We start from the raw sequence: 11161 nt of genomic DNA, 5'->3' as shown, positions 1-11161 counted from the left end.
GACTGCACCGACCACCACCAGCACCAACGCGAAGCACCGACGACAGCACCGAAGCACCGAAGCACCGAGGAGAGACGTGAGCGGTAAGGGCGCCCCCGAGTTGACCGTGAAGAGCTGCAGTGACCTGCGGGTCGCGGTGATCGCCGCGCAGTGGCACCAGCAGGTCATGGACGGCCTGGTCGACGGCGCGCTGCGGGCGCTGCGCGAACTGGGCATCGACGAGCCGACCCTGCTGCGGGTGCCGGGCAGCTTCGAACTACCGGTCGTCGCCAAGGCGCTGGCCTCCCGCGGCTACGAGGCCATCGTCGCCCTCGGCGTGGTCATCCGCGGCGGCACCCCGCACTTCGACTACGTCTGCCAGGGCGTCACCGCGGGGCTCACCCAGGTCTCGGTGGAGACCGGGGTGCCCGTCGGCTTCGGCGTGCTGACCTGCGACACCGAGGCGCAGGCGCTGGAGCGTGCCGGGCTGCCCGGCTCGTCGGAGGACAAGGGCCACGAGGCGGTCACCGCGGCGCTCGCCACGGCGGCGATCCTGCGGTCCGTGTCCGAGCCCTGGCGCTGAGCGCGGCGGTCCGAGCACGTAGAGTAGGACCACCATGGCGAACAAGACATTCGAGCAGCTCTTCGCCGAGCTGAAGGACAAGGCCGCCTCGGGCGACTCCGCCACCTCCCGCACCGCGGAGCTGGTGGGCAAGGGCGTCCATGCCATCGGCAAGAAGGTGGTCGAGGAGGCCGCCGAGGTGTGGATGGCCGCCGAGTACGAGGGCGCCGACGCCACCGCCGAGGAGATCTCCCAACTCCTGTACCACGTTCAGGTGATGATGGTCGCGCGGGGGATCTCCCTCGACGACGTATACGCTCACCTGTGACCGTCCGTAGTGCGTCCGTACGTTCCGTGATCAACGAGTCGTAAAGGAAACCGCTCCATGCTGCGCATCGCCGTCCCCAACAAGGGTTCACTGTCCGAGCCTGCGTCGGCGATGCTGCATGAGGCCGGCTACCGGCAGCGCAAGGACCGCCGCGAACTGGTCCTGGTCGACTCCGACAACCAGGTGGAGTTCTTCTTCCTGCGCCCCAGGGACATCGCCGTCTACGTCGGCTCCGGCCGTCTCGACATCGGCATCACCGGCCGCGACCTGCTGCTGGACTCCGGGGCGCAGGCGGAGGAGATCCTCCAACTGGGCTTCGCCGCCTCCACGTTCCGCTACGCCACCCGGCCGGGGACGGCCACCGGCGTCAAGGAGTTCGGCGGCATGACGATCGCCACCTCCTTCGCCGGGCTGGTGGAGAAGCACCTCGCCGACAACGGCGTGGACGCCTCCGTGGTCCACCTCGACGGCGCCGTCGAGACCGCGATCCAGCTCGGCGTCGCCGAGGTCATCGCGGACGTCGTGGAGACCGGCACCACCCTGCGCAACGCGGGCCTGGAGATCATCGGCGAGCCGATCCTGGAGTCCGAGGCGGTCGTCATCCGCCGTGTCGGCGCGCCCCAGGACGAGCCGAAGGTCCAGCAGTTCCTGCGCCGCATGCAGGGCGTCCTGGTCGCCCGGCGCTACGTGATGATGGACTACGACATCCGCGCCGAGAAGGTCGAGAAGGCCGTGGCGCTCACCCCGGGCCTGGAGTCGCCCACCATCTCCCCGCTGCACCACGAGGGCTGGGTCGCCGTGCGCTCCATGGTCCCGTCCCGCGAGGCCCAGCGGATCATGGACGACCTCTACGAGCTGGGCGCCCGTGCCATCCTGACCACCGGCATCCACGCCTGCCGCCTGTGACCCCGGGCGGCCCCGGCGTCGTGCCGGGGCCGCCACCGGCCCGCGCCCGTCCCGTTCCACCCGCCCTCCGAACTCCTGCGAAGCGCCCACCATGACCTCCGCCGCGTCCCGTACCGGGAAGACCGCCGACATGCCCGCACCCGACGAACCGACCGCGCTGCCGGTGACCTTCCGCCCGGTGCGCACCCGGGTGGTGCTGCTCACGGTGGGCAGCGTCATGCTGATCACCTTCGCCACCGTCGCGCTGGCCATGCCCGCGCCCTGGGCCGCGGCGGACCGGGCCACCATGATCGGCACCGGGCTGATCATCTTCGCCGTGCTGGCGCTGCTCAGCCGCCCGAAGGTGGTCGCCACCCGGGACGGCGTCACGGTGGTGAACCTCACCACGGTGCGCCGGCTGGCGTGGGCTGAGGTGCTGCGCGTCAACCTGCGGGCCGGTGACCCGTGGGTCTACCTCGACCTCGCCGACGGCACCAGCCTGGCGGCGATGGGCATCCAGCCCGGTATCGCCCGCCAGCAGGCGGTCAGCGACGCGCGCAGGCTGCGCGCACTCGCCGACGCGCTGGGCACCGGTCCCGCGGACGCCGCGTAACCGGTCCGCCACCGCGGGTGGAATCCGGCGCGGCGGCGGCCCGTCGTGACTCCCGCCGCAGGGCATGGCTTGACTACTCTGGAAGAGCGAGGCGCCGGTGCGCCCGCCCCCGCCGTGTACGAGCCGCGCCCCGAGCGCGGCTCGCGGGGAACCGGAACGATCCGAGGAGTGACACTTTTCCGGCGATGGACGAATCGTCCTGTAGTACCTGCGCCGCCCCCGACCGAAGCGCCCCGCGCGCGGTGGTGGCGGCATGAGTTCCCTTCTGCTGCTCGGCGCGGCACTCCTGCTCATCCTGGCCAACGGCTTCTTCGTCGCCGCCGAGTTCGGTCTGGTGACCGTCGACCGGCCCGAGGCCGAACGGGCCGCCGCGGCCGGTGACCGCCGGGCCCGCGGCGTCGTCGCCGCCCTGCGCCGGCTCTCCTTCCAGCTCTCCGGCTCCCAGCTGGGCATCACCATCACCTCGCTGGTGGTCGGCATGCTCGCCGAGCCGGCCCTCTCCCACCTGCTCACCGGCCCGCTCACCGCCATCGGCCTGGGCGAGGCCGCGTCCGGCGTCGCCGTGGTGCTCGGCATGGTCCTGGCCTCCAGCGTGCAGATGGTCATCGGCGAGCTGGTGCCCAAGAACTGGGCGGTCTCCCGGCCGCTGGCGGTCGCCCGCATGGTGGCCGGACCGCAGCGCGCCTTCAGCCGCCTGTTCCGCCCGGTCATCGAACTGCTCAACGCCTCCGCCAACCGCCTGGTCCGCGCGCTGGGCGTGGAGCCCACCGACGAACTGGCTTCCGCCCGCACCCCGGGCGAGCTGGTCTCGCTGGCCCGGCACTCCGCCCTGGCCGGAGCCATCGAGCAGGACACCGCGGACCTGTTCGTGCGCACCGCGGGCCTGGGCGAGCTGACCGCGCAGTCGGTGATGACCGCCCGCGTCAAGGTCAGCGCCCTGGAGGACACCACCACCGCGGCCGACGTGCTCAATTTGACCCGGGCCACCGGCCTGTCCCGCTTCCCGGTCTACCGCGAGCGGCTCGACGAGGTGGTCGGCATGGTCCACCTCAAAGATGCGCTGTCGGTGCCCAAGCACCTGCGTGACCGCACCCCGGTGGGCCGGATCGCGGTGGCGCCGCTCCTGGTCCCCGAGACGCTGCCGGTGCAGCCGCTGCTGGAGCAGCTGCGCAGCGAGCAGCCGATCGCCGTGGTCGTGGACGAGTACGGCGGCACGGCGGGGGTGGTCACCCTGGAGGACATCGTCGAGGAACTCGTCGGCGAGGTCCGCGACGAGCACGACGACGCCGACGCCGACACGCCCGAGCTGGCCCAGGCACCGGCGCAGGACGGCCACCCGGCGTGGGACGCCGACGGTGCCTGTCGCACCGACATCCTGGCCAGGATCGGCCTGGAGGCACCGGAAGGCCCGTACGAGACGGTGGCCGGGCTCGTCGCCGACCTGCTGGGACGCATCCCGCAGGCCGGTGACGTGACCGAGCTGCCCGGCTGGCGGATCGAGGTGCTGGAGGTCGGCCACCACCGGGCCGAACGCATCCGGCTGACGCGCGTGGGCGCGGGGCGCGAGGAGCGGTCATGACGAGTGTGCTGCAACTGTTCTTCGCGGCGCTGCTGGTCCTCGGCAACGGCTTCTTCGTCGGCGCCGAGTTCGCCATGGTCTCGGTGCGCCGCAGCCAGATCGAACCGCTCGCCGCGGACCAGCGCCGGGCCCGCACCGTGCTGCACGGCCTGGAGAACCTGCCGCGGATGATGGCCGCCGCGCAGTTCGGCGTGACCGTCTGCTCGCTGACCCTCGGTGCCGTCGCCGAGCCGACCGTCTCCCGTCTGCTGGAGCCGGTCTTCTCCGCGCTGCGCGTGCCCGGCGAGCTGGTCCACCCGATCGGCTACGTCGTCGCGCTCGCCGTGGTGATCTTCTTCCACCTGGTGGTCGGAGAGCTGGTGCCGAAGAACCTCGCGATGGCCTCCCCGGAGAAGGCGGCGCTGTGGCTGGGCCCCGGCCTGGTCGGCTGCGCCCGCGTCTTCCGGCCGGTCATCGTGGTGCTGAGCGCCTGCGCCCGGCTGGTGCTGCGGATCTTCCGGGTCGAGCCGAGGGACGAGATCGAGGCCGTCTACACCAGCGAGCAGCTCACCTACCTGGTGGAGGACTCCGGGCAGGCGGGCCTGCTCGACCGGGCCGAGCAGGAGCGCCTGTCCGACGCGCTGGAGCTGGGCAGCCGCCCGGTCACCGACGTGCTGCTGCGCCCCGGCGAACTGGTCACCGTCGGCCCCGAGGTCACCCCGCACCAGGTCGAGGAGCTGACCGTCTCCACCGGCTACTCCCGCTTCCCGGTCGCCGGGCCCGACGGGGGCTTCCTGGGCTACCTGCACGTCAAGGACGTCCTGGAACCGGCCGAGAACGACGAGGGCGACCGGCCGGTGCCGCGCAGGCTGTGGCGCCCGATGACCACGCTCAAGGCCGAGCTGCCGCTGGACGACGCGCTCACCGCGATGCGCCGGGCCGCCTCCCATCTGGCGGCGGTCGCCGACGCGGACGGTGAGGTGCTGGGCCTGGTCGCGCTGGAGGACGTGCTGGAGATGCTGGTCGGGGAGGTGCGCGACCCCGCCCACCGGGACGCCGCGGGCCACGCCGCGCCCGGCCCCCGCTCCGGCGCCCAGTCGCGGGCGCTGGCGGGCTGACCCCGCCGGGGACCGGAGCGGACCGGGGCGACCGTCACTGCGGCGGCTGCCCCGGACCGCGGCCGGAGAGCACCTCACCGTAGGCCTGCATCAGGTCCGCCAGCCGCAGGGTGGACAGGTCCTCGCGGGTCGGGGCGCCGGTGTACGCCGACAGCCTCAGGTCGCGGTAGGCGCAGCTCTTCTCGTACAGCGTCCGCAGGAAGCGGCCGTTGCCCAGCTCGTCTATCCACTCCTGGGCGACGACGTGTCCGCTGATGCTGCGCAGCTCCTCCAGCGCCTCCTCGTCCCAGTGGTCGCCGCCGTCGGCCGCCAGTACCTCGCCGATGCGGGTCAGTTCCAGCGGGCGGTAGCTGGGGAAGTCCACCCGGGTGGTGAACCGCGAGCCGAGCCCCGGGTTGGCCGCCAGCAGCCGGTCCATGCCCTCCGGGTACCCGGCGAGGATCACCACCAGGCGGTCCCGGTTGTCCTCGGCCCGTTTGAGCAGCACCTGCAACGCCTCGTCGCCGTACGCGTCGCCCTTGCCGTAGCCGGAGTTGGACAGGCTGTACGCCTCGTCGACGAAGAGCACGCCGCCCAGCGCCGAGTCGATCAGCTCGTTGGCCTTCACCGCGGTCTGGCCCAGGAACTCGCCCACCAGATCGGCGCGTTGGGCCTCCACCAGGTGGTCGCCGCCGAGCAGCCCGAGCGCGTAGAAGACCCGGCCGAGGATGCGGGCGACCGTGGTCTTGCCGGTGCCGGACGGGCCGGAGAAGACGAAGTGCCGCTTCGGCGGCTGCACCGGTAGGCCCTGGCCGGCTCGCAACCGGGCCATCCTCAGCTGCGCCGACAACGCCTTGACCTGCCGTTTCACCGGCTCCAGCCCCACCATCCGCTCCAGCTCGGCCAGCGCGTCGGCCAGCAGCGCGGGATCGGCGGTGCCCAGCGGCACGCCCGGCGGCGTGATGGGGGAGACCGGCAGCAGTGCCTTGCGCCGCGCTCCGGCGTCGTCCACCGGCGCCGACCCGGTCACCGCACCGCCCGGGCCCCCCGCCGCGTCCCCGCCCTCGCCCGCCGTCTCGCCGGGCCCGCCCGGCCCGCCGATCTCGCCGGGGGAGTCGCACGGCGCGCCGGGGTCGGTGTCCGGCAGGCCGTCCGGGGCGGTCTGCCCGTAGCCGGGCAGGGAGATCGCGGCCAGGTCCTGCGACTCGTGCAGCCCGTCCTCGGCCTCCGTGATCGCGGCCAGCCGCGCGGCGGTGTCCATGAACGCCGGGTCCACCCGGTGCACCGCCCGGTACAGCGGCAGGGCGGCCGCGGTGCGTCCGGTGCCCTCGTAGGCGCGGGCCAGCCAGTACCGCAGCTCCTTGCGCTGCGGCTGCTCGCTGCGGCAGCGCATCAGCGCGGTGGCCAGCAGGGGTTCCGCCTGCCCGCACATCTCCAGCCGCACCCGGGCCATCCCGCCGAACAGCCCCGCCTCTATGCCGAGCACCGGGTCCTCCAGCAGCGGTTCCGCGTGGCGTATCAGCTGCTCCCAGTCCTTGACCAGGTACGCGCGACACGCGTGCAGGAAGCGCACCTGCGGATCGGTGTCCACCGGGGGACAGTCCGCCAGCGCCCGGTCGAGGTCGGCCACGTGCCGGCCGTCCAGCCAGTGCGAGGCGTGCGCCAGCAGCAGGTCGCGCGGGGTCTCCAGCACCGGCTGCACCCACCACCCCAGCCAGTACCAGGAGTTGAGGGCGCGCAGATAGCGGCGCCGCTGCTCGCCGAAGCGGTCCCGGTGCCGGTACATCCGCAGCAGCGCCGTCGAGGTGTCGGCGCGCAGCGCGTGCAGCCCGAGCCAGGCGTCGGCCATGCCCGGGTCCAGCCGCACCGCCGCCCGGAACTCCTCCTCCGCCTGCGCGTACGCGCCGACCGTGTAGGCGTCCACGCCGCGCAGCCACGCCAGGTCGGCGGGGGCGCCGGAGCCAGCCCCGCCCTGCGGGGGTACCGCCTCAGTGCCGAAGTCCATCAGGTCCCCCACTACCGTGCCCCCGGTGGCCTGCCGCCGCGCTCCGGCCGGGGCCGAACAGCGGCTCTCCGTACGGAAGTTGGCGCCGGAGCGACCGCCGTGACAACCTGCCGCGCTCCCTTGGGCATCGTACCTGCGGTGTTGGCGCCTGGGAGGGGGAGGCGCACCGCCCGGCGGCGGAACGGGCCAGGAACCGGCCTGTGCACCGGCTTCCGCGACATCGTGACGGAGGGTGAGGACCGCCGGAGGGCGTTATCCGGCGAAACGGAAATACCCGTCCGCCCGGAACAGGACGAAGCCCCCGGTCACGGGGGAACAACCGGGGGCTTCGTGCTCGGGGCGATCCGTGACGGACCGCGCATTGAGAACGTAAGTCCTGTACGCCCCCCAGGTCAAGCCACGTTGAGCCACTGGCCGGGAGTGAATCGTGTCCGGCGGCACACCGGCTGCGCGCCGTCACGGTACGTGAGGCACCGGGCTGCTCAGCGCGGGCCCATCGGCCCCGAGAGCACCTGGTGACCGCCGGGTACCTGCCGCACCACCTCGTCGGCGAACGGGCGTGTCGGATCGGCCGCGAAGTGTTCGGTCTCCGCCCGCATCCAGCCGTCCCAGAACTCCCGCAGCGCCGGACCGTCGCGGTGCCGGCCGCGCGCCCAGGCCGACTCGGGGGCCATCTCCATCCACAGCGTCCTGGCCAGGAACGGCCGGAGCGCGGCCCGTCCGGCCCCCACGCCCTCGACGATCACCACCGGGGCGCACGGCACCGGGCGGCCCGGGCCGAAGCGGCGCGCCGTCCAGTCGTAGACCGGGCAGACGGCGTCCGCGCCGCGCGACAACGGCTCCAGCACCCGTTCGCGCAGCGACCGCGTCCAGCCGAACGGTTCGTCGTGGGTGGCGAGGTCGTCGAGGTGGACCACGGGAGCACCGCCGAGGGCGCCGGACAGCCGTGCGGCGAACGTGGACTTCCCCGAGCCCGCGTGCCCGTCGACGGCGACCAGCCGCACCGGGCCGCAGGACGGGGCGAGGGCGCGCAGCCCGGCGGCGTAGGCGGGCAGCGGGGTGGGCGCCTCGGGGGAGGCGTCCTTCGTGGTCCGGTCCATCGCGCTCCAGCCTACGGTGCGTGCGCACGAATCCGGCCATCGGACGCGGAGCCCCCGGGCCGCCCCCTGCGCGTCGCGGCGGCTCGTGCGTGCCCGGCGCCCGCGGCGGCACCGGGCGTCTAACGTGATCGTCGTGACTGACACCCCGGGCTCCCCAGCCGCCACCGACCTCTACCCCGCCGACCGGATCGAGCGGGCCCGCCGGGCCGCCGCCGAGGCCGGGCTCGACGCGCTGCTCGTCTCACCCAGCGCCGACCTGCGCTATCTGACCGGATACCACGCCCATCCGCTGGAGCGCCTGACCTGCCTGGTGATCCCGGCCGACGGCGACCCGCTGCTGGTGGTGCCCGCGCTGGAGAAGCCCGCGGCCGAGGCCTCCCCGGCCGGCGACCTCGACCTGGAGGTCATCGGCTGGGCGGAGACCGACGACCCGTACGCGGTGGTCGCCGAGCGGCTGCCGAGGAACGTGAAGCGGATCGCCGTCGACAACCACATGTGGGCCGAGAAGCTGCTGGCCTTCCGGGCCGCCATGCCGGACGCCGAACAGTCCCTCGCCGGTGAGGTGCTGCGGGAGCTGCGGATGCGCAAGGGCCCCGCAGAGGTGGAGGCGCTGCGCCGGGCCGGGGCGGCGATCGACCGGGTGCACCGCAGGATCGGCGAGTGGCTCAAGCCCGGTCGCACCGAACGCGACGTGGCCCGCGACATCGCCGACGCCATCCTCCAGGCCGGCCACGCCACCTGCGACTTCGTCATCGTCGGATCGGGGCCCAACGGCGCCAGCCCGCACCACGAGGTCTCCGACCGGGTGATCCGCCCGGGTGACCCGGTGGTGGTCGACATCGGCGGCACCACGCCGGAGGGGTACTGCTCGGACTCCACCCGCACCTACGCGGTCGGCGAGCCGCACTCCGACTTCCGCGAGCTGTACGCCGTACTGCGACGGGCCCAGCAGGCGCAGACCGAGGCGGTACGGCCCGGGATCACCGCGCAGGAACTGGACGCGGTCGGCCGCGACATCATCGAGGACGCGGGCTTCGGCGACCACTTCATCCACCGCACCGGCCACGGCATCGGCCTGGAGACGCACGAGGAGCCGTACATCGTGGCGGGCAGCGACCTCGCGCTGGAACCCGGCATGGCCTTCTCCATCGAGCCCGGCATCTACCTGCCCGGCAGGTTCGGCGCCCGTATCGAGGACATCGCGGTCTGCACGGCCGACGGCGGCGAACGGCTCAACGTCACCGGGCGCGACCTGGTGGTGCTGCCCGGCTGAGCCATGCCAGTGGTCTGCGCCAATGAACATCGCCGGGCCGCGTGGGAACGGTTCCGAACGGCGGGCGCAGGGGCGATAGTTGCCGCAAGGCGGCGCGTCGGCCGCACGACGACGAAGGAGACGGGGCCCAGCCATGACGAGACCCGCGCCGCGCCGCACCGTTCTGGCCGCCGCCTTCGCCGCCGCCGCGACCGCCGCCGTGGCCGTCCCGGCGCGGGCGGCCGCGGCCACCGGCCCGGACCGGGCGGCGACCGCGCCCGGAACCGCCGGGGAGGCGGCACCCGTGGACTACCACGCCTGGACCTCGTACACCGACTGGCGCTGCGGCGCCGGACGCGGAACGACCGTGCGCGCCGGATCCCGCCCCGGCGTCGCCGTCGACCGCCCGGCCGGGACGACCTCGTACACCGACCCGCACACCGGGACCACCGCCGAGTGGGAGTACGCGGTGTGGACCTCGCCGGAACGCGGGCTCCCGCACCCGGCCACCGAACTCGTCGCGTCCTGGAACGCGGACACTCCGGCCGGCACCTGGATCCAGGTCGAACTGGGCGGCACCTACAGCGACGGCACCGCGACCCCGTGGTACGTGATGGGCCGCTGGGCGGCGGGCGACGGCGACATCAGGCGCACCTCCGTGGACGGCCAGGGCGACGGACGCAGCGCGATCTCCACCGACACCTTCGCCGTCGACAAGCCCGCGAGCGGCCTGCGGCTGGCCGCGTACCGGCTGCGCCTGACGCTGTACCGCAAGCCCGGCACCCGGCTCACCCCGGTGGTGTGGCGGCTCGGCGCGATGGCCTCCGACATCCCCGACCGCTTCACCGTCCCGGCGTCCACCCCCCGGCTGGCGCTCGGCAAGCGGCTGCCGGTGCCGTGCTACTCGCAGGACATCCACAAGGGCCAGTACCCGCAGTACGACAACGGCGGCGAGGCGTGGTGCAGCCCGACCTCCTCGCAGATGGCCCTGGAGTACTGGGGCCGCAAGCCCACCCCGGCCGGCCTCGCCTGGGTCGACCCCTCCTACGCCGACCCCCAGGTCGACCAGGCCGCCCGCTACACCTACGACTACCAGTACCAGGGCTGCGGCAACTGGCCGTTCAACGCGGCCTACGCGGCGAGCTACCGCGACATGAACGCCGTCATCACCCGGCTGCGCTCCCTGAACGACGTGGAACGGCTGATCGCCGCGGACATCCCGGTGATAACGTCCCAGTCCTTCCTGGCCTCGGAACTCGACGGCTCCGGCTACAGCACGGCGGGCCACCTGATGTGCGTCGCGGGATTCACCACGACCGGCGACGTGGTGGTCAACGACCCCGCCAGCCCCGACGACGCGGCGGTCCGCCACGTCTACCAGCGACGGCAGTTCGAGAACATCTGGCTGCGCACCAAGCGCTACCTGGCGAACGGCCAGGTGGGGAGCGGGTCGGGCGGGGTGGTGTACCTGTACTGGCCGACCGACGCCTCACCGGCCCAGCGCGACGCGCTGCGAGACGTGGGGGTGTGCTGACCGGGCGGTGACGAAGGCGGTCCCGACGACCTCGCGGTGGCGCTCGCTGCGGACGAGGCATGCTGGCCGCCGTGCTCTGCGGTGTCTGGCTGGCCTATGGGGAGCGTGCCGCGTTCCAGCTCGGCCGGGCGGTCGCCGTCCGGCTGTTCTCACCGCTCGTGCTGCTGCTCGCCAACGCCATCGTCTCCAGGGGGCCGCCGCGGGCGGCGGTCGTGCTGCCCGCCTGACGTCCCTCCTCGCTTTCCGGT

The 11161-nt window shown here is 73.5% G+C and carries 11 protein-coding genes; 9 read left to right on the top strand and 2 right to left on the bottom strand.

Going from position 1 to position 11161, the window contains the following annotated elements; all coding sequences use genetic code 11:
- Positions 1-76: 76 nt before the first annotated feature.
- The 6 genes from ribH (at position 77) to K7472_RS05155 (ending at position 5043) form a co-directional block, all read left to right on the top strand.
- Positions 77-562, top strand: coding sequence for a 6,7-dimethyl-8-ribityllumazine synthase (ribH, locus tag K7472_RS05180; protein WP_222974448.1), 486 nt, complete (start codon positions 77-79; stop codon positions 560-562).
- A 34-nt stretch (positions 563-596) separates the two neighbouring features.
- Positions 597-869 carry a phosphoribosyl-ATP diphosphatase gene (locus tag K7472_RS05175; RefSeq protein ID WP_222974446.1) on the top strand — a complete coding sequence of 91 codons (273 nt, stop codon included), beginning with the start codon at positions 597-599 and terminating at the stop codon, positions 867-869.
- A gap of 57 nt (positions 870-926) precedes the next feature.
- A complete protein-coding gene (gene hisG, locus K7472_RS05170; protein WP_222974444.1) occupies positions 927-1775 on the top strand; it encodes an ATP phosphoribosyltransferase in 849 nt (282 codons plus the stop codon).
- Between the two features lie 91 nt (positions 1776-1866).
- Positions 1867-2367 carry a PH domain-containing protein gene (locus K7472_RS05165; RefSeq protein WP_372457918.1) on the top strand — a complete coding sequence of 167 codons (501 nt, stop codon included), beginning with the start codon at positions 1867-1869 and terminating at the stop codon, positions 2365-2367.
- Between the two features lie 253 nt (positions 2368-2620).
- Complete coding sequence (locus tag K7472_RS05160; RefSeq protein ID WP_222974442.1) at positions 2621-3946, top strand: hemolysin family protein; 1326 nt, start codon at positions 2621-2623, stop codon at positions 3944-3946.
- Positions 3943-5043, top strand: coding sequence for a hemolysin family protein (locus tag K7472_RS05155; RefSeq protein ID WP_222974440.1), 1101 nt, complete (start codon positions 3943-3945; stop codon positions 5041-5043). The genes K7472_RS05160 and K7472_RS05155 overlap by 4 nt, the downstream gene beginning before the upstream one ends.
- Before the next feature lie 34 nt (positions 5044-5077).
- On the opposite strand, the gene K7472_RS05150 is transcribed toward K7472_RS05155, so the two are convergent.
- Together K7472_RS05150 and K7472_RS05145 are read right to left on the bottom strand one after the other, a co-directional pair.
- The gene (locus K7472_RS05150) at positions 5078-7027 is read right to left on the bottom strand and encodes an AAA family ATPase (RefSeq protein WP_222974437.1); all 1950 of its coding nucleotides are present in this window, start codon (positions 7025-7027) and stop codon (positions 5078-5080) included.
- Positions 7028-7509: 482 nt separating this feature from the next.
- Positions 7510-8127, bottom strand: a complete 618-nt coding sequence (locus K7472_RS05145) for a uridine kinase family protein (protein ID WP_222974434.1) — start codon at positions 8125-8127, stop codon at positions 7510-7512.
- Positions 8128-8251: 124 nt separating this feature from the next.
- Between K7472_RS05145 and K7472_RS05140 the strand changes: the two genes are divergently transcribed.
- The 3 genes from K7472_RS05140 to K7472_RS05130 all read left to right on the top strand — a co-directional run bounded on the left by K7472_RS05140 (position 8252) and on the right by K7472_RS05130 (position 11140).
- Positions 8252-9400 carry a M24 family metallopeptidase gene (locus tag K7472_RS05140; protein WP_222974432.1) on the top strand — a complete coding sequence of 383 codons (1149 nt, stop codon included), beginning with the start codon at positions 8252-8254 and terminating at the stop codon, positions 9398-9400.
- A gap of 133 nt (positions 9401-9533) precedes the next feature.
- Positions 9534-10913, top strand: a complete 1380-nt coding sequence (locus K7472_RS05135; RefSeq protein WP_222974430.1) for a C39 family peptidase — start codon at positions 9534-9536, stop codon at positions 10911-10913.
- A gap of 59 nt (positions 10914-10972) precedes the next feature.
- Positions 10973-11140, top strand: coding sequence for a hypothetical protein (locus tag K7472_RS05130; protein WP_222975295.1), 168 nt, complete (start codon positions 10973-10975; stop codon positions 11138-11140).
- The last annotated feature ends 21 nt before the right edge of the window (positions 11141-11161 follow it).

The organism is Streptantibioticus parmotrematis, assembly GCF_019890615.1.
GTDB classification, from domain to species: Bacteria; Actinomycetota; Actinomycetes; order Streptomycetales; family Streptomycetaceae; genus Streptantibioticus_D; species Streptantibioticus_D parmotrematis.
This window is presented reverse-complemented; position numbering and strand designations above follow the sequence as displayed.

Excerpts from the sequence above, each read along its gene's own strand:
- K7472_RS05150 (WP_222974437.1), bottom strand. The coding sequence starts at position 7,027 with ATGGACTTCGGCACTGAGGCGGTACCCCCGCAGGGCGGGGCTGGCTCC.
- K7472_RS05130 (WP_222975295.1), top strand. The coding sequence starts at position 10,973 with ATGCTGGCCGCCGTGCTCTGCGGTGTCTGGCTGGCCTATGGGGAGCGT.
- K7472_RS05160 (WP_222974442.1), top strand. The coding sequence starts at position 2,621 with ATGAGTTCCCTTCTGCTGCTCGGCGCGGCACTCCTGCTCATCCTGGCC.
- K7472_RS05175 (WP_222974446.1), top strand. The coding sequence starts at position 597 with ATGGCGAACAAGACATTCGAGCAGCTCTTCGCCGAGCTGAAGGACAAG.
- hisG (WP_222974444.1), top strand. The coding sequence starts at position 927 with ATGCTGCGCATCGCCGTCCCCAACAAGGGTTCACTGTCCGAGCCTGCG.
- K7472_RS05145 (WP_222974434.1), bottom strand. The coding sequence starts at position 8,127 with ATGGACCGGACCACGAAGGACGCCTCCCCCGAGGCGCCCACCCCGCTG.
- K7472_RS05165 (WP_372457918.1), top strand. The coding sequence starts at position 1,867 with ATGACCTCCGCCGCGTCCCGTACCGGGAAGACCGCCGACATGCCCGCA.
- K7472_RS05135 (WP_222974430.1), top strand. The coding sequence starts at position 9,534 with ATGACGAGACCCGCGCCGCGCCGCACCGTTCTGGCCGCCGCCTTCGCC.
- K7472_RS05155 (WP_222974440.1), top strand. The coding sequence starts at position 3,943 with ATGACGAGTGTGCTGCAACTGTTCTTCGCGGCGCTGCTGGTCCTCGGC.